The sequence below is a fragment of the Shewanella sp. Isolate13 genome (assembly GCF_022398325.1).
In the GTDB taxonomy this organism is placed as follows: Bacteria; Pseudomonadota; Gammaproteobacteria; order Enterobacterales; family Shewanellaceae; genus Shewanella.
The window spans coordinates 38,027-58,080 of sequence record NZ_JAKEVD010000016.1; the positions used below are offsets into that span (position 1 = coordinate 38,027).

The window sequence follows — 20,054 nt, forward strand, 5'->3', positions numbered from 1 at the left end:
CCTCTGGATCACAGCGCAAACACAGTTGCACACTGATTTATCATTTGGGTGACGACTCAATTTGCCTTCGCTAGAGCCTCAATATGAAACTAGTATACTGTACAATCATACAGTATCAAGTACTGTGTAAAAATATTTTATATATTTATTTAAATCATGCACTTGCTAAAGATAAGGATTTATCCACAGTAATTTATTGCCGAAACACTGTAAGAATTCCGCCTCAACGCTGAAAAATATTGTTAATATTGGCGTCAATATTGTTTAAGGCACTTCAAGCTGCCACAGTAAATGACAGGCAAAACAAATCGATGACCGCTATTGATCCTCAAAGCTTAGAAAAACACACTCCTATGATGCGTCAATACTTGACGTTAAAAGCCCAGCATCCTGATATGTTGCTCTTTTACCGCATGGGCGATTTTTATGAGCTCTTTTATGAAGACGCTAAAAAGGCATCTGAACTACTTGGGATCTCGTTAACGGCCCGAGGCAAAAGCGGCGGCGACCCCATTCCTATGGCTGGCCTGCCCTACCATGCGGTAGAAGGTTATTTAGCAAAACTGGTTCAGTTACGCGTATCTGTGGCTATTTGTGAGCAGGTTGGCGATCCAGCCACCTCTAAAGGCCCAGTCGAGCGTAAAGTGGTGCGGATTGTAACCCCAGGTACATTAACCGATGAGGCTCTGCTGCAAGAGCGTCAAGACAATCTGCTCGCTGCGCTCTATCAAGGTAAGACTGGCTACGGTTATGCCACCTTAGATGTCGCATCGGGACGCTTCGTCATTACAGAGCTTGCCGATACCGAAGCGCTAGAGGCTGAGCTACAACGTACCAATCCTGCTGAGCTGCTTTATAGTGAAGACTTCTCTCAGATGAGTCTCATTTCAGGCATGAACGGTACTCGCCGTCGTCCAGAGTGGGAGTTTGATTACGATACTTGCCATCGTCTCTTACTTAATCAGTTTGGCACCAAAGATCTCAAAGGCTTTGGTATTGAAGACGCACGACTGTCTTTACAGGCTGCAGGCTGCTTAATGCAGTACGTGAAAGACACTCAACGTACGGCTCTGCCCCATATCAACTCTATCGTGCGCTTCAATCAGTCCGACAGCATAGTGCTAGATGCCGCAACCCGTCGTAACTTAGAGCTCACGGTAAACCTGCAGGGCGGACGTGAAAATACCCTAGCATCAGTGCTCGACAATACTGTGACGCCTATGGGTAGCCGCATGCTGCAACGCTGGATCCACCAGCCTCTGCGCAATCATGACATTATTCGAGCGAGACAAAGCTCAATTGAAGAGCTGATGTCCACAGGTTACTTTGAGCTCTTGTCTGAAGATCTTAAGGCGCTCGGTGATGTGGAGCGTATTACTGCGCGTATCGCACTGCGCAACGCCCGTCCGCGAGACTTTGCCCGACTACGTCAAGCCTTGGCACTATTGCCTCAATTACAACAGACGCTCACTCAGGCCAATGCACCTCATCTTAAGTATTTGTCGCAAGTCATCGGGGAGTTTCCAACAGAGCTCGAGCTATTGTCTCGCGCCGTTGTCGATAATCCGCCTATGCTTATTCGCGATGGTGGCGTGATCCGTGAGGGTTACTGTGAAGAATTAGATCAGTGGCGCAAGCTGAGTGAAGGTGCCACCGATTACCTACAAGAACTCGAAGCGCGTGAGAAAGAGCAGACTGGGATCTCAACTCTCAAAGTCGGCTATAACCGCGTCCATGGTTACTATATTGAAGTCAGTCGCCGCGAATCCGATCTGGTGCCCTTGAGCTATCAGCGCAGACAAACGCTTAAAAATACCGAACGCTACATCATTCCTGAGCTTAAGGAACATGAAGAAAAGGTCCTATCGAGCCAAGGCAAAGCACTGGCACTTGAAAAACAGCTATGGGAACAGCTGTTCGATCTTATCTTGCCTAAGCTATATGAACTGCAAGATTTTGCTAAAGCATCGGCAGAACTCGATGTGTTATGTAACTTTGCCGAACGTGCTGAGAGCTTAAATTACCACTGTCCAGAGCTATCAAACACGTCGGGGATCCAGATTGAAGCGGGTCGCCACCCCGTTGTTGAGCAAGTTAGCCAAAGCCCATTTATCGCGAATCCAGTGACCTTAAATGCCCAACGAAAGATGCTGATCGTTACAGGCCCAAATATGGGCGGTAAATCGACCTACATGCGTCAAGTTGCCTTGATCACGCTCATGGCACATATTGGCTGTTATGTTCCTGCCGAACATGCCGTCATAGGCCCAGTAGACAGGATATTCACCCGTATTGGTGCATCGGATGACTTGGCCTCAGGTCGCTCAACCTTCATGGTAGAGATGACTGAAACGGCCAATATCTTACATAATGCAACGCCAAACAGCTTAGTCTTGATGGATGAAATTGGCCGAGGTACCTCTACCTATGATGGTCTGTCGCTTGCTTGGTCTGCAGCTGAGTATTTGGCGAAACAGTTGCAGGCAATGACGTTGTTTGCGACCCACTACTTCGAGCTGACTCAGCTGCCTGAGCAGTTATCGAATGTCGAGAACGTGCATTTAGATGCGGTCGAACATGGTGACAGCATCGTATTTATGCATGCTGTACAAGAGGGGGCCGCCAGCCGCAGTTATGGCCTGCAAGTAGCTGCACTCGCGGGTGTGCCAAATTGTGTCATCAGTGCTGCAAAACATAAGCTTCATCAGCTGGAAAGCCGAGATCATGAGGTTAATCATAACGATCCTCAACAGCCTCTACAGCAAAGTATTAGCTTCTCATCGCCAGCTCCCTCTCCAGTGCTTGAAGCCCTAGAGAAGATGAACCCCGATGAATTGACGCCTAGGCAGGCTCTTGATTATCTCTATAACCTTAAGAAGCTGGCTATATAATCCCCCCTTTAAGCCTAGTTAAACGCGAGATAGAGAAAGGCAAAAACAAAAAAGCGCAGTTGATTAGCAACTGCGCTTTTTATTTATCTTATCGCGATTGGTATCAAACGCTATACTCTAAATATCGCTTCAACCGATAGTCCCTGTGCTCCTAGCAAGTCTTTCAAACGCTTAAGCGCCTCAACTTGGATCTGGCGTACTCTTTCTCGAGTCAGTCCTATCTCCTTACCTACATTTTCTAAAGTAGAAGGCTCATAACCTAGCAAACCAAATCTGCGCGCTAACACTTCTCTTTGCTTGGTATTAAGCTCATCTAACCACTTCACTACTGACTTAGACATATCTTCGTCTTGCACTTTATAGTCAGGTCCAACTTTATCATCGTCTGCGAGTACATCTAGTAATGCTTTGTCGCTTTCACCGCCTAAAGGTGTGTCGACGGAAGTAATTCTTTCATTGAGCTTAAGCATTCGGCTTACATCTGCGCTAGGCAACTCTAGCTGATCAGCAATCTCTTCTGCCGTAGGCTCATGATCTAACTTATGCGCGAGTTCTCGAGCAGTACGCAGATAAACGTTTAGCTCTTTGACAACATGGATGGGAAGTCGAATGGTTCGCGTTTGATTCATGATCGCTCGCTCAATCGTCTGTCTAATCCACCATGTGGCATAGGTTGAAAATCTAAAACCACGTTCAGGGTCAAACTTCTCTACTGCGCGGATCAGGCCTAAATTACCCTCTTCGATAAGATCAAGCAGCGCTAAGCCGCGATTATTGTATCGACGCGCAATTTTAACGACCAATCTGAGGTTACTTTCAATCATGCGGTTACGAGACTTTTCACACCCTTTAAGGGATTTACGTGAAAAATACACTTCTTCCTCCGCACTGAGGAGAGGGGAAAATCCAATTTCACCTAGATACAGCTGTGTGGCATCTAAGTTTTTCTGTAAATCATCTTGTACTTGTTGTTCTAATTCCGCTTCTTTTACATCCTGTTTAGTAAGATTGCTTGATGAATCTTCTACAGAGTGGCTGTTAGGTTGCTCTGCGACAACGGCACTATTTAATCTGCCCATAATATATCTCCCGAATTTTTACATTTAACTACTGCACTTCACTATCCTCCGATTTGCCAAAATGGCGGCCCAACAACTATTGTTTAGGCAAAAATTTAAGTGGGTTAACTGACTTTCCATGGTAGCGGATCTCAAAATGTAACATGATCCGATTTGTGCCAGTGCTTCCCATTGTTGCTACTGTTTGTCCAACATTAACAGTTTGCTTTTCTTTAACTAAGATCTTATCAGCGTGGGCATAAGCACTTAAGTAATCATCACTATGTTTAATAATAACTAAGTTCCCATACCCCCGAAGTGCGCTACCTGCGTAAACGACTCTACCGCTTGCAGCCGCTTTAATTGCATCACCTCGGTTACCGGCGATCTTTATCCCTTTATTTCCCTGCTCTTTGGCTGAGAAAGTTCCAATCACCTTACCTTTCACAGGCCAGGACCATCGACTCACTTTCGTTGGGAGCTCGGCTGGCTTGTGAACAACCCGGTTAACATCTTGTTGACCGCTTGTTACAGAATACGCAGGCTTCGCGACAGGATCAAGCTGTTTTTTTGACCTATTATTTTGACTATTCGTTGTAGCGGGATTATTGCTAACAGTTTGTTTTTTAGCACTTTCACTGCTTGTAGAGGCCGTTTTAACCGTTGAATTAGACGTTTTTTTGACGCTTTGGCTATTTGTAACAGTTTTTTTAGAGCTAAGACTCAATACTTGCCCAGGGTAGATGGTATAAGGCTTTGGTAGGCGATTTTGCTTGGCAAGATCCACGAAATCTTTATTCGCTCCCCAAGCAATAGAATATAAAGTATCGCCTGTTTTAACGATATAACGACTTCCCTTAATCGATCCTTTGCTGATCGATGGGGTCTGAGGACCATTGATAGATTCTACAGGAGCGGGCCTTTCAGATTGAAAACTACAACCTGAAAGTAGCAACGCGCAGACACAATAAAAGCAAACGAACCTCATTCTTAACTCTTCACCCCAAACCATCCTGTTGCCGATACGACTAAATTATTATCTGTCGCTAAATGTGTCAGTGCTAAGCCTAAGCAAGTTCGCCACTAACAAGTGGTACAAAACGCACGTCCTCTATAACCTCTGATGTAAACTGATCGCCAACGCGAGTCACCTTTAACAAGCGCTGTTGGGTCTCTCCAACTGGGATCACTAACACACCACCTTCGGCAAGCTGTGCCACTAACGCCTCAGGAATTGAGCTAGCTGCCGCCGTTACCATTATCGCATCATAGGGGCCTTTACTCGGCCAGCCCTGCCAGCCATCACCGTATTTAAAAGCGATATTGTGTAAGTTAAGCTTTTTTAGCCTTTGCCTTGCTTGGATCTGCAGGCTTTTAATTCGTTCCACCGTACACAACTGCGGCACTAACTTTGCTAAAACCGCTGCCTGATAACCCGAACCTGTGCCAATTTCAAGCACTTTAGTCGGTTTAGCTTGCAAGATAATCTCAGTCATTCTCGCCACAATATAGGGCTGGGAAATGGTTTGTCCCTGACCTATAGGCAGGGCAGTATTCTCGTAGGCTTTATGTCCAAGCGCCGGATCGAGAAACTGCTCCCTCGGCGTATTTGCCACTGCCTGTAATACTGCTTCATTGCGGATCCCAGCCTCATACAGATTTCTTGCAAGATTCAATGCTGATGTTGAGGCGACAGGGTTCATAGATCTATTTTCCAATATTTATTACGATAATTAACACTGTGATAGCCCGTCTCAATAGGGCTATCGGTAAAAGCTTTTCATCGGCAATATGCCGCAAAGCGCTGATTATAGGCCTGTGCTAGTCCGATATTTTAGCTAACCAGTTATCTAATGTCTTAAGCTGTTCAAAAGCCGTTAAGTCCACCGTGAGTGGAGTAATAGACACATAGCCATTGGCCACCGCGTAAAAGTCGGTGCCGTCACTGGCATCTTGCTCATCACCCGGTGGACCTAACCAAAAGATCTCTTTTCCTGCTGGATCTAGGGTTCTCACCATACCTTCCGCTCTATGTCTTGCACCGAGACGGGTGATCTTCATTCCCTTAACTTCAGACAATGGCAAATCTGGTACGTTGATATTCAAGATCTTATCTTGAGCTACAGGGTTTTCCTGCAAAGCTTTGACGATTTTTAACGCGTAGTGAGCCGCCGTTTCATAGTGTTCATGGCCGACCAGCGAGATGGCAATCGCAGGGAAACCCAGAAAGCGCCCTTCCATTGCCGCAGCAACAGTCCCCGAATACAAGGTATCATCACCCATGTTCGCACCCGCGTTAATACCTGAGACCACCATATCGGGCTCATCTTGGTATAGCTCTCGGATCGCTAAATGGACGCAGTCTGTCGGAGTTCCACTTACAGAGATAAAACCATTGTCTAAGGTATTCAGTCGCAGCGGGTTGGTCAAGGTTAACGAATTACTCGCCCCAGAACAGTTTCTATCTGGCCCTACCGTCAGGGTTTCAGCTATCTGGCTCATGGCTCGAGTTAAGGCCGCTATGCCTTCGGCATTCACTCCATCATCATTACTGATCAGAATCTTCATTGCTGCGCCTCAGCACTTCTTTGCTCAGCCAGCATTTGTTGGCGCGCCACCTCTTGAACATCTTGGTACAGGAATAGTTCACGTAGCACCGAAGTGGCATAAGAACCTGATGGTAATGCAAATTTTAGAACAATGGTATCTTCATCAACTTCATATTGCAGATGTTGTGGCTCAAGTAACAATGCACGTCTTTCTTGATTGAGTCCCGCTTGCTCAAGGCCTTCTCTATCTAGGTCTAATGACGCTAGCGCGTCAGCTTCACATGTTGCAGCATCTCCCTGTGCTAACGCTGAACCTCGACCCCATAGCGGTGCCGATAACTGGATATCCTTTTTTGCAAGACGTTCTAACAGAGTCTCGTCCCAAGTTTCGGCGACAAAGTAGCTCTTACTTCCCGCTAACAATACGCAATCGCCTGCTAACGGCGTAACACCGTGCGCCGCTAGACGAGCAGAGCAGGCAAGATTAAACAGGTTAGAGCGCACTGCAGACAGATACATGCTGCGCTTATTTCTATCTTTGACTTTGCGGCCGGTAAACATCTGACGACCAAACATTAAGTTCTTACCGTCATGACCGAAGCGCTGCTCACCAAAATAATTAGGTACGCCCTGCTCACTGATAAGCTCAATACGTTTAACCACATCAACCATATCGCTGACATTACGTAGGGTTAAAGTAAAACGGTTACCCGCCAATGCGCCGATGCGTAGCTTCTTACTGTGTCTTGACGCGCTTAGCACTGTGATCTGCTCGCTATTTAGCTGCTGCCAGTCAGGGGTATCTTTGCCAGGAATACGCACACCAAACCACTGCTCGGTAATCGCATGCTTATCTTTTTGCCCGGCATACGTCACCTCTTTAGGGTGCACATGAGCAAAGCTCGATAGCACCTTAGCGACTTCAACCGTATTCAGTCCCTCTTTGCGAATATGCAGCAGGTGATGTTCACCTTCGCCCGTAGGTGCAAAAGGCAGGATTTCCTGTACCTGAAAATCGCTATTATGGGTCCGAAGGTCAGCCGTCGAGGTTGGCTGACCGTATAAATAATGTAGTTCGCTCATAATCTGTTTATCTTCTATCTATGGCTTAATTTAATTATGACTTAGCCTTTCTATAAAAAGCCTTTTTATGACTGAGCCATCAGCACCACAGCTTCCACTGCAATGCCTTCTTTTCTGCCGGTAAAGCCAAGCTTTTCAGTGGTGGTTGCTTTAACGTTGATATCATCAATATCCGAGGCTAAATCTTCGGCCAGCACGGCGCGAATCGCCTCAATATGCGGCGCCATTTTAGGTGCCTGAGCAATCACGGTTACATCGAGGTTTGATAGGCTATAACCCCTATCGGTGGCTAATTTGTAGCAATGCCTTAATAGCACTCGACTATCGGCGCCTTTGAACTGGACATCGGTATCGGGGAAATGTTTACCAATATCCCCCAGCGCCATCGCACCTAAAATCGCATCACTGATCGCATGCAGGACCACATCGCCATCTGAGTGTGCGATTAAGCCGACCTCATAGGGTACGGTAATGCCACCGAGAATTAGTGGCGGCTCACCACCAAATTTATGCACATCAAAACCATGACCAATTCGAATTTTCATCGGTATTCCCGTTTATCTATCTAAATAAGTTGTTGGCTCAGCCTATTGAGCGGCGCTCTTAAGAAACAGCGATGCCAGCTGCAGATCATCTGGGTGAGTCACCTTAATATTATCGGCGCGCCCTGCAACAATCCCGGGGGCAACACCTGCCCACTCCATAGCCGAGGCTTCGTCAGTAATGAGTGCCCCCGCTGCTAGCGCGTCACCTAGGTTTTGCTTTAGAGCTTGGGCTGGGAAAAACTGCGGCGTCAGTGCATGCCATAGGTTTTCGCGGCAAACGGTCTCGGTAATTAAGCCCTGTGGATTACTACGCTTCATGGTGTCACGCACCGGGGCGGCTAGAATAGCGCCCTGTACAAAAGTGCCTGCCGAGGCAATTAACTTATCGATATCTTGATGCGTGAGGCACGGGCGCGCCGCGTCATGCACTAAAACCCAGCTATCTTCGGCTGCAACCATTAAGGCAGAAAGCACTGAATCGGCACGCTCTTTGCCACCGATTACGGCCTGTAACTTGGAGTGCTTGGCCTGCGCTAAATCTGCAAAAAATTCATCTTCCGGGTTGAGCGCGACAATCACCTTTTCGATGCTAGGATGCGATAGAAGGCAGTCTAATGTATGTCCTAAGATACTCTGTTCATTGAGCTGTAAATACTGCTTAGGAATTTCTGCGCCCATACGACTACCAATTCCGGCAGCGGGAACAATCGCAATAATATGTTTAGGGGTTTGGCTCATGCTAGAGCTCCATGTAATAGCGGCATATTTCTATAATTATTTAAGCTGAAATCAGTGACTAGGTTTATCCCCACGATCACCTCCAACGACGCGGAAAAAGGTCTCCCCCTCTTTAACCATACCCAACTCATTACGGGCTCGCTCTTCTAGGGCCTCGGTACCACTGCGAAGATCATTGATCTCCTCTCTTAAGACTTGGTTTCGAGCAACCAATTGCGCATTACTTTGCTGCTGCAGCCTGATTTGCTCCTGCAGATGAAAAGAGTCAGCTAAGCTCTTATCACCCAGCCATAGGCGATACTGGAGCATGACAAGTAGAGCAATTAATACAAAAAGAAGCCGTTTCATGATTCTAAATAGCAAGAAATTGAGAATATTAACCAGATAGTACAACAAAAAAGGCCACCGAGTGGTGGCCTTTTTAAAGTTTATAGCGATTTATGCTTGACCTTTGATCTCTTTAAGACCGTTGTAAGGTGCTTTCTCGCCTAGCTGCTCTTCGATGCGAAGTAGCTGGTTGTACTTAGCAACACGGTCACTACGGCATAGTGAGCCCGTCTTGATTTGACCAGCTGAAGTCGCTACCGCTAGATCGGCAATGGTCGCATCTTCAGTTTCACCACTACGGTGTGAAATCACAACTGTGTAACCCGCATCTTTCGCCATGCGAATTGCCGCTAGAGTCTCAGTTAGTGAACCGATTTGGTTAAACTTAATAAGAATTGAGTTAGCAATACCATTGTCGATACCGCGCTTTAGGATCTTAGTGTTAGTTACGAACAAATCGTCACCAACAAGCTGGATCTTGTCACCCATGATTTGAGTCTGGTAAGCCCAACCATCCCAATCTGACTCATCCAAGCCATCTTCGATAGAAACAATTGGATACTCTTCAGTCAGTGACTTAAGGAAGTCAGAGAAACCGTTCGCAGAGAAAACCTTGCCTTCACCCGATAGATCATACTGACCATCTTTGTAAAATTCAGATGCCGCGCAGTCTAGTGCTAGTGTTACGTCAGTACCTAGCTTGTAACCCGCTTTCTCTACAGCAACCTTGATGATTGCTAGTGCGTCAGCGTTTGATGCTAGGTTTGGTGCAAAACCACCTTCATCACCTACAGCAGTGTTCAAGCCTTTAGACTGAAGTACGCTCTTTAGGTTATGGAAGATCTCAGCGCCCATACGTAGTGCTTCACGGAAGTTCTTAGCGCCAACAGGCTGAACCATGAACTCTTGGATATCGACGTTGTTATCAGCGTGCTCGCCACCGTTCAAGATGTTCATCATAGGAACAGGCATAGAGTACTGGCCTGGCGTGCCATTTAGATCGGCAATGTGCGCGTATAAAGGAACACCTTTAAATGCTGCAGCCGCTTTAGCAGCAGCTAAAGAAACAGCAAGAATCGCATTCGCGCCTAGCTTATCTTTGTTCTCTGTGCCATCTACATCGATCATGATCTGGTCAAGTTCAGCTTGAGCAGTCGCATCTTTACCCATTAACGCATCGCGGATAAGTCCGTTGATGTTCTCAACAGCCTTTAGTACACCTTTCCCCATGTAACGGGCTTTGTCGCCGTCACGTAGTTCCAGTGCTTCACGACTACCTGTTGATGCGCCTGACGGTGCAGCAGCCATCCCCATGAATCCGCCTTCTAAATGAACTTCGGCTTCAACTGTTGGGTTACCGCGAGAATCCATGATTTCGCGACCGATAATGTTAATAATCTTAGCCATAATGCCCTCGATTTAAGTTTTAAAGATAAATTTAAAGATAAAAGTAAAACGAAATTCTGTGCAGTTATTACATCGCTAGAAACAAAAAAACCGCCCCCATAGCATGGGAGCGGTTCTGCGTAATTAGTCTTCTAAATCACGTTTTTGGTAGGCAGCTGCGGCAGCAACAAAGCCTTCAAATAACGGCTGACCATCACGAGGAGTCGATGTAAATTCTGGGTGGAATTGACCCGCTACAAACCATGGATGGTTTGGTAGCTCGATCATTTCAACCAATGAGCGGTCAGATGATAGACCACTAAAGATTAGACCCGCTTTCTCTAGACACTCTTTGTAGTTGTTGTTCACTTCGTAACGGTGACGGTGACGTTCGACACAAGTGTTAGCCTTATAAGCTGCAGCGGCTTTAGTGCCTTCTTCTAAGTGACATAGCTGAGCACCTAGACGCATAGTGCCGCCCAAGTCAGACTCTTCATGACGCTCTTCAACTTGGCCATCTTCGTTGATCCACTCAGTGATCAAACCAACAACTGGATGCGGAGTATCTGGCTTAAATTCTGTTGAATGCGCACCTTCAAGACCTGCAACATGACGTGCAAACTCAATCAGTGCAACCTGCATACCTAAACAGATACCAAAATATGGAAGGTTATTCTCACGAGCGTACTTAGCCGCCATGATTTTACCTTCAACACCACGCTCACCGAATCCACCAGGAACTAGAATACCGTCCAAACCTTGTAGGACTTCATCGCCCTTAGCTTCAACGTTTTGTGAGTCAATATACTTGATATTAACTGATACGCGGTTAAATAGACCCGCATGCTTTAGTGCTTCGTTAACTGACTTGTATGCATCAGGTAGTTCGATGTACTTACCAACCATACCAATGGTAACTTCACCCGTTGGGTTAGCTTCTTGGTAAATAACCTTTTCCCACTCAGACAGATCGGCTTCTTTACACTCAATACCGAAACGCTTAGTCACAAGCTGGTCTAGACCTTGTGCTTTTAACAGCGCAGGGATCTTATAGATACTGTCTACGTCTTTTAGTGAGATAACTGCACGCTCTTCAACGTTACAGAATAGCGAAATCTTAGCTTTTTCATTTGCAGGGATAGCGCGATCACCACGACAAACCAATACATCAGGAGCGATACCGATTGAACGTAGCTCTTTAACTGAATGCTGTGTTGGTTTAGTTTTCACTTCGCCTGCAGCGCCTAAGAAAGGCACAAGTGTTAGGTGCATAAATAGGGTTCTATCACGGCCAAGCTCTACGCCTAGCTGACGGATAGACTCTAGGAATGGTAGTGATTCGATATCACCAACCGTGCCACCGATTTCAACGATAGCAACGTCATGGCCTTCGCCACCAGCAAGCACTTTCTCTTTGATAGCGTTAGTGATGTGCGGGATAACCTGAATGGTTGCACCTAAGTAGTCACCACGACGCTCTTTACGCAATACTTCTTCGTAAATACGACCCGTAGTAAAGTTGTTACGACGGTTCATCTTAGTACGGATGAAACGCTCGTAGTGACCTAAATCTAGATCAGTTTCAGCGCCGTCTTCAGTCACAAACACTTCACCGTGCTGTGTTGGACTCATGGTACCTGGATCGACGTTAATATATGGATCCAGCTTCATAATAGTTACGTTAAGGCCGCGGGCCTCTAATATTGCAGCCAAAGAAGCTGCTGCAATGCCTTTACCTAGTGATGAAACCACGCCACCAGTAACGAAGATATACCTTGTAGTCATGCTGAACCTGAGAAAATGAGTTGGAAATATGTGCTTGTAAGAAAGCACTAGGACGGGGCAATATTATACCAAAGCAACCGGGATTCGACAAACTAGAATTAACTTAAAACTTAAGTTATTTATTCGACTCATCCTGTTTCACTCGGTTCCAGTACCCATCCAGCTCTTCAAGAGTGTGTTCATTTAAGGCTCGACCATCGGCTTGCGCATAAGCTTCGACACCTCTAAAGCGCCTTTCAAACTTTTGATTCGCTTGCCTTAACGCTTTTTCTGGCTCCACACCTAAATGCCTCGCAAGATTCACCACGGCAAACAAGAGATCGCCCATTTCGTCTTGCACTTTCGCCTCATCGACTGTGTCTTGTTCAACTTCAAAAATAACTTCGTCGATCTCCTCATGGATTTTGGCGACCACAGGCTTTAGCTCTGCCCAGTCAAACCCCACCCGCGCGACACGTTTTTGGATCTTCATCGAACGCGATAACGCCGGTAGCGCCAGTGGTATATCATCGAGCACAGAGTCAAGCGAGCGTTGACTGCGCTCTTCCGCCTTTAACTGTTCCCAATTTTGCTTTATCTGCGCGGTACTGGTAGTGGCTAAATCTTCAAATACATGGGGGTGGCGACGAGTGAGCTTAGTGCAGATCCGCTCAACCACAGTATCAAAATCAAAAAGCCCCTGCTCTTTACCAAGCTGGCAGTAAAACACCACCTGAAACAGCAAGTCTCCTAGCTCATCGGGTAACTCATCGAGTGCCATACGCTCAATGGTATCGGCGACCTCATAGGCTTCCTCTAGGGTAAAGGGCACAATAGTTTGAAATTCCTGAGCCCTGTCCCAGGGGCATCCCGTCTTGGGGTCACGCAGCTTTTGCATAATTGCTAACAAAGGTTGGGTGTCACCCATTTTCTTAGTCATTTAAAGGATCCTAATTTGTCTCTAATATTGTTTTGCCCTAGCAACTATTGTAAATGGGCTTGATAGAGCCGCAAATAAAAACGGCAACCTGAAGTTGCCGTTTTATCAATCTGTATTCAGTTATAGCCTGCGTGCTTGGATCACGCCATCTACCTGGTTTATTTTCGATAACACTTTCGATAAACCATCTAGATTGTATAACTCAAGTTCCAGCTCGATGGTTGCCGTTTGTGTTTTGACATCTGAGGTCGAACTCATCGCCATCACATGGGTTTTCTCTGCGGCTAATACCGAGGTTAAATCCCGCAGTAAGCCCGAACAGTCGTTGGCTAGGATACTTAAACGGATCTTATAACCACCGGAATAGTTCTCACCCCAAACCACATCGACCGATCGCTCAGGTGCGGCACGTATAAGCTCTTTAACTTGATCGCAGTCGGCTCTGTGAACCGAGATCCCGCGCCCCTTAGTAATAAAACCGAAGATCTCATCACCCGGTACTGGCTGACAACACTTGGCAATATGGCTCATCAAGTTACCAACACCGTTGACCTCGACCTGACCCTTGCCCTTTTTGGGTGCCTTGCTCTGACTCTTCTTAACTAAATCTTCAACCGCCTCTTCGTCGGTGAGTTCTTTAGTGCGAAGGCGACTTTGAACATGGTTCACCACCTGATTAAGGCGTACATCTCCGCCGCCAATCCCGGCGAGTAGATCGTCCATGCTCACCAAGTTGAATCGCTCTACCGCTGATTTCGCATCCTTGATGTGAAGGTTAATTCGAGAAAGCTCGGCTTCAAGCATCTCTCGACCTGCGACAATATTCTTATCTCTATCTTGCTGCTTAAACCAGTGCTGGATCTTCGAGCGAGCACGGGAGGTCTGAATATAGCCCAAGTTTGGATTGAGCCAATCACGCTTAGGGTTCGGGTGCTTAGAGGTAATGATCTCGATGCGCTGTCCCGTCTCGACCTGATAGGTAAACTGCACGATACGGCCATCGACCTTAGCACCGATACACTTATGCCCAACATGGGAGTGAATATAGTAAGCAAAGTCGAGTACAGTTGATCCCAACGGCAAGTCGACCACTTCGCCACTTGGCGTGAACACATAGACTCGATCCTCAAAGACCTGACTACGCACCTCATCGACCAAATTGCCGCTTTCGGCCACATCTTCCTGCCACTGCAGAATTTTACGTAGCCAGTTGATCTTATCTTCATAACCGCTCTGTTTACCGCTGGCACTGCCCTCTTTATACTTCCAGTGCGCTGCGACCCCAAGCTCAGCATCTTCATGCATCTGCTCGGTACGAATTTGGATCTCGACAGTTTTTCCTTCCGGCCCCACCACCACGGTATGAATAGACTGGTAGCCATTAGGCTTAGGGTTAGCCACGTAGTCATCGAACTCACGTGGAATATGGTGCCACAGCGTATGCACCACGCCTAAGGCGCCATAACAATCTTGCAGGCGATCGGTCACGATACGTACAGCGCGGACGTCAAACAGCTCATCAAATTTAAGCTGCTTGCCCTTCATCTTCTTCCAGATACTGTAGATATGCTTAGGTCTGCCATAGACCTTAGCGCGGATCTGGTCTTGATCTAGACGTGCCTGTAGCTGATTGACGAAATCATCGATAAAGGTCTCTCTATCGAGGCGCTTACCATCGAGCTGCTTGGCGATATCTTTATAGGTTTGTGGGTGCAGGTAACGGAATGAGATGTCTTCCAGTTCCCACTTAAGCTGACCAATACCAAGGCGGTTAGCCAGTGGCGCATAGATATCGGCGATTTCGCGGGCGATAAGGACTTTAACCTCCTCATCGGCATTCTTAATCTCACGTAGCAGACAGATACGCTCGGCAAGTTTTATCACCACCGCACGCACATCTTCCACCATGGCTAATAACATCTTACGAATATTATCGATCTGCGGTTCACCGCTGCGGGTCTGATTATCGACCTTAAGCGCACCGATGGCGTTCATGGTCTCTACACTCGATACCAAGACGGCCAGCTTAGCGCCAAACTCCTCTTCGACATCTTCTTGAGTGATAAGACCCGCATCAAACACCACAAACAAAATGGCGGCCTGTAAGGTTTCAATATCCATATTCAGTGGCGCGAGGATCTCTATCATCTCGCGCGCACGTCTTAACACGGTAACGTTCGCTTCTTTCTTTTGGCCCACAAGCAGTTCAACCCGCTCAATTAAGGCCAACAGAGTTTGCGCTTCCGAAGCATCACTAATATAACGTTGCACCCACTTATCGATTTGAAAGTCAGGGTCGCTAAAATGTGCTTCACGAACAGATACCATTGAATTTGATTCCTTTACATACCCCAGATAGAGATTAACAAACCCTTAACTCTACCTTTTAAATTGATAAGCACTATATTCGCCATTCAGCCGTTATTGTCAATGCGCAAAAGCAGACAATTGCTACTAAAAACAGCTATAGCGCCATACTTTGAATTGTATGAGTTATATTTAAGCAAAAGGTTTCACTAAATGTATCTATTTGTGTCTTTTTGTTTAATTTTTTAACTCAAACAGTGCCATTGACTCCAAGTGATGGGTTTGTGGGAACATATCCACTAATCCAATCTTTTTAAGTTGATAACCTTGCGACAAAATCACTTCACTATCACGGGCTAGGCTAGCAGGATTACAGGAAACATAGACTAAGGCTTTAGGTTTTAGTTTCTTCAGTGATTGCATGCTCTCATAGGCCCCCGCTCGAGCCGGATCGATTAACATCTTATCGACTTTACCTAGCCAAGGCTCTTTCGATAGATCTGCGCTGAGATCCGCATGATAAAATGAGACCTTATCTAAACCGCTCAGCTTAGCATTCACTCTTGCCTGCTCAACCATAGCCTGCACACCTTCAACACCAATCACCTCGGCGCCATCTTTAGCCAGTGGCAGACTGAAATTGCCGATCCCACAGAACAGATCTAACACTCGCTCACCCGCCTTGGGTGATAGCCACTCAACGGCTTGACTGACCATGGCTTGGTTTACTTGACCGTTCACTTGAATAAAGTTGCCAGGCGAGAAGTTAAGTTTGACTTGGTTATCATCGAAACCATAATAAGGCTGCTCACCCGTGCCATTTAAATGCTCGCATTGCCCCTCATCACCTTGTAGTAAGACGATCACAGCATGCTTTTCGGCAAACTCAACTAACCTAGCCTTATCCTTATCCGATAGTCCCTTAGTCACGCGAAGCACCACAAAGTTACCGTTATCGGCTTGGGTGAGTTCAACGTGGCCTAGGGCTTTCTTACCGCTTAACTGATTAAGCATAAAAGCCAAGTCTGGGATCAAGGCCGACAACGGCTCAGCTAACACGGCGCAGGACTGGATCTCAACCACGTCACTGCTGCTACCCGCCCTAAAACCTAAGCTAATATGCTTGGTATTTTTATCAAACCATGTGGCTAAACGGGCGCGGCGGCGATAGTGCCACGCATTATCGCTTAGGGTGTCACACACTTCACCCGCCTGAGCCTGGGCAAACTTATTCACCAAATCAACCAAGGTATTGGCTTTATGTTGACGCTGAGCGTCAATATCAAGATGCTGCAGATCACAGCCACCACATTTATCGAAATGTGGGCATAAAGCTGAAACTCGCTCCGCCGAGCGCTTCTCAATTTTTAGTAGCTTTCCTCGAGCAAACTTTTTCTTCTGCTCCGTTAGCTGCACCGATACGGTTTCATCGGGCAGCGCGCCACTGATGAAAACAATCTTACCGTCGTGGTGAGCGATACCTGCACCTAGGTGATCCAGTTGCGTCACCTTCAGCGATAACTTCGACGATAATTGCTTAGATCTATTTGGTTTTGCTTTAAAAAATTGTGCCATTTTACTCTCAAAATAGATAAAAAACTGGCCAACACAGGTCAATATCTGGCAGTCTATCGATTACAAACACTATATTTAATGGTAACCCATACAAAGAATGAATAATGCCAACGATATGACCAAATACAGCCTTCGCTCGTGGGTTCTGGTACTGGCGTTAGCCCCAACAATCTTAGTGGGTTTTTTATTAGGTAGTTATTTTACCATAAATAGATTCTATGAACTCGAAGAAACGCTCATAGGACAAGCTAGCAATATCATCGAGCCCTTAGCAATCGCTGCCGAAGTGGGCCTTGAGACCAAAGATTTCGAAACCAGCAAACGGTTAATCACCTCCGCACAATTAAATAAAGCCTCGCTAGTGCAGTTTATTGCTATTTTCGATGCCAATAATCGAGTGGTCGTCACCTCCCATCATTATAAGAACCACGAGATGATGCGCTACGATAAGCCGCTGGACTCTATGCTGCGTACCGAGCTGGAACAGGTCGGCGACAGCATGATTTTACGTAGCCCCATCTATAAGAGCAGTGATGCGCCGGTAATCGGTTTCGACAGCGCCACGCCTGCCACCCGCTCTAATGCCACGAAAATCGGCTATATCGCCATCTTAATCAACAAAGAAAACGCCCTCTTACAGCAACATAGAGCCGGGGTTATCGCCTTTATTATTGTGATGATTGGCGTACAGTTAAACCTGTTCTTTACCTTCCGCTTACTTAAGAACGTAACCCAACCTATTACCGATATGGTGCGGGTCGTCGCCAAGATCCGTGAGGGTAAACTCGATACACGCTTAAACGGTAACCTGATTGGTGAGCTGGACTTACTTAGACGAGGCATCAATGCGATGGCCGGTTCGCTATCGGAGTACCATGATGAGATGCAACAAAACATCGATCAAGCCACCTCTGACTTACGCGAGACTCTAGAGCAGATCGAGATCCAAAACGTTGAACTGGATATGGCAAAGAAACGTGCCCAAGAGGCCAGTCGTATCAAGTCGGAGTTCCTCGCCAATATGTCCCACGAGCTTAGAACCCCACTTAACGGTGTGATCGGTTTTGCAAAACAGCTATTAAAGACTCCTTTGCATTCAAGCCAACAAGACTATATCCGCACCATCGAGCGTAGCGCCACCAACCTGTTGAGTATCATTAACGACATTCTCGACTTCTCTAAACTCGAAGCAGGCAAGATGGTACTCGAAAACATCCCCTTCTCACTACGTGAAACTGTAGAAGAGACGGTTACCATGCTATCGAGCAGCGCGAGAGAGAAAGAGCTGGAGCTGGTGATTGATGTCGACTCGGGGATCCCTGAGGATGTCACCGGCGATGCGATGCGTTTTAGTCAGATCATCACCAACTTAGTCGGTAACGCCATTAAGTTCACGGATAAGGGGAGCGTTCAACTCAAGTTACAGCTCGAAGAGATTATCGATGGCAAAGCCCACCTACGCTGTGAGATCATCGACACAGGGATCGGCATCGATGCCCAGCAACAAGCATCGCTGTTCCAAGCTTTTGGTCAAGCAGACTCCTCAATTTCTCGTCGCTTCGGCGGCACAGGACTAGGGCTCGTCATCACCAAGCGTCTGGTCAATCGCATGGGCGGGCAAATAGGTTGTTACTCTGAGCCTGATGTAGGCTCAACGTTTTGGTTCTCTCTGCCACTAAATATCAGCCAGTACTCCATCAACAACACTGTGCCACTCATGTCACTTGAAGGTAAGAGCATTCTGTTGTTTGAGCCAAGCACACTGTCTCAGCATGCCATAGAACTCATGCTGCAGCGTTGGGGAATGAAGGTCACCCTAGTAAAATCAACTAAGCAACTTGAATTTATTACCACTCAGTCTCAGCATAGTTTTGACTATTCGCTAATGAGCTGCCGCGCCATCACCGCATCCAAGGAGCCTGCGGCTGTACTGAGCTTAGCCAAAAAGAAAATTGATAACTTATTGCTGATCTCCGACTGCAGCGAACAAGAAGCGATCTATTCCCAGCTGCGCCCCTATATCGACCAGCAGATCTCTATGCCTATCGGAGAGAAGAAGCTCGCCAGTTCACTACTTAATCCTCATTCAGATATCGTAAGTGAAACGCTTACTGCTCCAACAGCGATCCAAGCCCCGGCTAAACTGGAGAGCCTGAGTGTTTTAGCCGTTGACGATAATCCGGCCAACCTTAAACTTATCGACACCCTGCTCAGAGAACTCGTCACCCATGTACAGGTAGCCGACAACGGCGAGCTTGCCGTAAAACTGGCAAAAGAGCGCAGCTACGACTTAATCTTTATGGACATTCAAATGCCGGGGACAGACGGCATCACGGCGACCAAACAGATCCGCGCCAACTCGGCAAACCGTAACACACCTATTATCGCGGTCACCGCACACGCCATCGCCGAAGAGCGAGAGCGGATCTCCTCTAGCGGCATGGATGGCTATCTGCCAAAACCTATCGATGAAGCCGCCCTGAAAGGGGTCATCACTCGCTGGCGAAGCAAACCTAAGTTTACCCACTTCGATCTGCGCACACTTAATTGGGAACTTTGTTTGACCCAAGCCAATAACAAGCCAGACTTAGCACTGGACATGCTAAAGATGCTATTAAAATCACTGCCAGAGACGGTTGAGCATATTGAGCTCGCGCTCGCCAGCTCAGATAATGACAAGATGCTTGCCTGTATCCATAAGCTTCACGGTGCCTGCTGTTACTGTGGAGTGCCAACGACCCAAGCACTTTGCCAAGAAATTGAGTCAGGATTAAAGCGTGGCGTGCCAGTAGAAGATGTCGAACCGGAAATACTTGAGTTACTTGATGAACTAACTAAGGTAGAATCTGCCGCTAATCAAGTGATCTCCCAGCTATCAGTGGATATATAAG

15 protein-coding genes are annotated in these 20,054 nt (G+C 46.9%); 2 read left to right on the top strand and 13 right to left on the bottom strand.

Features of this window, described 5'->3' with window-relative positions; all coding sequences use genetic code 11:
• Positions 1–311: 311 nt before the first annotated feature.
• Entirely contained in the window at positions 312–2,891 is a 2,580-nt protein-coding gene (gene mutS / locus L1D44_RS11835) for a DNA mismatch repair protein MutS (RefSeq protein WP_239890926.1), read from the top strand.
• Between the two features lie 110 nt (positions 2,892–3,001).
• Here mutS and rpoS read toward each other — a convergent pair whose 3' ends face one another.
• From rpoS to rlmD, 13 genes are all read right to left on the bottom strand, one after another.
• On the bottom strand, positions 3,002–3,970 hold the full coding sequence (gene rpoS, locus L1D44_RS11840) for an RNA polymerase sigma factor RpoS (RefSeq protein WP_239890839.1): 969 nt from the start codon (positions 3,968–3,970) through the stop codon (positions 3,002–3,004).
• A gap of 76 nt (positions 3,971–4,046) precedes the next feature.
• Positions 4,047–4,937 (bottom strand): peptidoglycan DD-metalloendopeptidase family protein, encoded by an 891-nt coding sequence (locus L1D44_RS11845; protein WP_239890927.1) that lies wholly within the window; start codon positions 4,935–4,937, stop codon positions 4,047–4,049.
• Positions 4,938–5,016: 79 nt separating this feature from the next.
• On the bottom strand, positions 5,017–5,652 hold the full coding sequence (locus L1D44_RS11850) for a protein-L-isoaspartate(D-aspartate) O-methyltransferase (protein WP_239890841.1): 636 nt from the start codon (positions 5,650–5,652) through the stop codon (positions 5,017–5,019).
• Positions 5,653–5,770: 118 nt separating this feature from the next.
• The gene (surE, locus tag L1D44_RS11855; protein ID WP_239890843.1) at positions 5,771–6,517 is read right to left on the bottom strand and encodes a 5'/3'-nucleotidase SurE; all 747 of its coding nucleotides are present in this window, start codon (positions 6,515–6,517) and stop codon (positions 5,771–5,773) included.
• On the bottom strand, positions 6,514–7,581 hold the full coding sequence (locus L1D44_RS11860; protein WP_239890845.1) for a tRNA pseudouridine(13) synthase TruD: 1,068 nt from the start codon (positions 7,579–7,581) through the stop codon (positions 6,514–6,516). Before L1D44_RS11860 ends, surE begins: the two co-directional genes overlap by 4 nt.
• Before the next feature lie 65 nt (positions 7,582–7,646).
• Positions 7,647–8,126, bottom strand: coding sequence for a 2-C-methyl-D-erythritol 2,4-cyclodiphosphate synthase (gene ispF / locus L1D44_RS11865; protein ID WP_239890846.1), 480 nt, complete (start codon positions 8,124–8,126; stop codon positions 7,647–7,649).
• A gap of 42 nt (positions 8,127–8,168) precedes the next feature.
• Entirely contained in the window at positions 8,169–8,864 is a 696-nt protein-coding gene (gene ispD / locus L1D44_RS11870) for a 2-C-methyl-D-erythritol 4-phosphate cytidylyltransferase (RefSeq protein ID WP_239890847.1), read from the bottom strand.
• Positions 8,865–8,915: 51 nt separating this feature from the next.
• Positions 8,916–9,212 (bottom strand): cell division protein FtsB, encoded by a 297-nt coding sequence (gene ftsB / locus L1D44_RS11875; RefSeq protein WP_239890849.1) that lies wholly within the window; start codon positions 9,210–9,212, stop codon positions 8,916–8,918.
• A gap of 90 nt (positions 9,213–9,302) precedes the next feature.
• Positions 9,303–10,598: a phosphopyruvate hydratase gene (gene eno, locus L1D44_RS11880; protein ID WP_239890851.1), complete on the bottom strand. Its 1,296-nt coding sequence runs from the start codon at positions 10,596–10,598 to the stop codon at positions 9,303–9,305.
• Between the two features lie 123 nt (positions 10,599–10,721).
• Complete coding sequence (locus tag L1D44_RS11885; protein WP_220768343.1) at positions 10,722–12,362, bottom strand: CTP synthase; 1,641 nt, start codon at positions 12,360–12,362, stop codon at positions 10,722–10,724.
• A 115-nt stretch (positions 12,363–12,477) separates the two neighbouring features.
• Complete coding sequence (mazG, locus tag L1D44_RS11890; protein ID WP_239890853.1) at positions 12,478–13,281, bottom strand: nucleoside triphosphate pyrophosphohydrolase; 804 nt, start codon at positions 13,279–13,281, stop codon at positions 12,478–12,480.
• A 120-nt stretch (positions 13,282–13,401) separates the two neighbouring features.
• Complete coding sequence (gene relA, locus L1D44_RS11895; protein ID WP_239890855.1) at positions 13,402–15,609, bottom strand: GTP diphosphokinase; 2,208 nt, start codon at positions 15,607–15,609, stop codon at positions 13,402–13,404.
• 216 nt (positions 15,610–15,825) lie between these two features.
• On the bottom strand, positions 15,826–17,163 hold the full coding sequence (gene rlmD / locus L1D44_RS11900) for a 23S rRNA (uracil(1939)-C(5))-methyltransferase RlmD (protein WP_239890857.1): 1,338 nt from the start codon (positions 17,161–17,163) through the stop codon (positions 15,826–15,828).
• Between the two features lie 97 nt (positions 17,164–17,260).
• Between rlmD and barA the strand changes: the two genes are divergently transcribed.
• Positions 17,261–20,053: a two-component sensor histidine kinase BarA gene (gene barA, locus L1D44_RS11905; protein WP_239890859.1), complete on the top strand. Its 2,793-nt coding sequence runs from the start codon at positions 17,261–17,263 to the stop codon at positions 20,051–20,053.
• The last annotated feature ends 1 nt before the right edge of the window (position 20,054 follow it).

Excerpts from the sequence above, each read along its gene's own strand:
- relA (WP_239890855.1), bottom strand. The coding sequence starts at position 15,609 with ATGGTATCTGTTCGTGAAGCACATTTTAGCGACCCTGACTTTCAAATC.
- L1D44_RS11845 (WP_239890927.1), bottom strand. The coding sequence starts at position 4,937 with ATGAGGTTCGTTTGCTTTTATTGTGTCTGCGCGTTGCTACTTTCAGGT.
- L1D44_RS11885 (WP_220768343.1), bottom strand. The coding sequence starts at position 12,362 with ATGACTACAAGGTATATCTTCGTTACTGGTGGCGTGGTTTCATCACTA.
- L1D44_RS11860 (WP_239890845.1), bottom strand. The coding sequence starts at position 7,581 with ATGAGCGAACTACATTATTTATACGGTCAGCCAACCTCGACGGCTGAC.
- ispD (WP_239890847.1), bottom strand. The coding sequence starts at position 8,864 with ATGAGCCAAACCCCTAAACATATTATTGCGATTGTTCCCGCTGCCGGA.
- mazG (WP_239890853.1), bottom strand. The coding sequence starts at position 13,281 with ATGACTAAGAAAATGGGTGACACCCAACCTTTGTTAGCAATTATGCAA.
- surE (WP_239890843.1), bottom strand. The coding sequence starts at position 6,517 with ATGAAGATTCTGATCAGTAATGATGATGGAGTGAATGCCGAAGGCATA.
- ispF (WP_239890846.1), bottom strand. The coding sequence starts at position 8,126 with ATGAAAATTCGAATTGGTCATGGTTTTGATGTGCATAAATTTGGTGGT.
- mutS (WP_239890926.1), top strand. The coding sequence starts at position 312 with ATGACCGCTATTGATCCTCAAAGCTTAGAAAAACACACTCCTATGATG.
- eno (WP_239890851.1), bottom strand. The coding sequence starts at position 10,598 with ATGGCTAAGATTATTAACATTATCGGTCGCGAAATCATGGATTCTCGC.
- barA (WP_239890859.1), top strand. The coding sequence starts at position 17,261 with ATGAATAATGCCAACGATATGACCAAATACAGCCTTCGCTCGTGGGTT.
- rpoS (WP_239890839.1), bottom strand. The coding sequence starts at position 3,970 with ATGGGCAGATTAAATAGTGCCGTTGTCGCAGAGCAACCTAACAGCCAC.
- rlmD (WP_239890857.1), bottom strand. The coding sequence starts at position 17,163 with ATGGCACAATTTTTTAAAGCAAAACCAAATAGATCTAAGCAATTATCG.
- L1D44_RS11850 (WP_239890841.1), bottom strand. The coding sequence starts at position 5,652 with ATGAACCCTGTCGCCTCAACATCAGCATTGAATCTTGCAAGAAATCTG.
- ftsB (WP_239890849.1), bottom strand. The coding sequence starts at position 9,212 with ATGAAACGGCTTCTTTTTGTATTAATTGCTCTACTTGTCATGCTCCAG.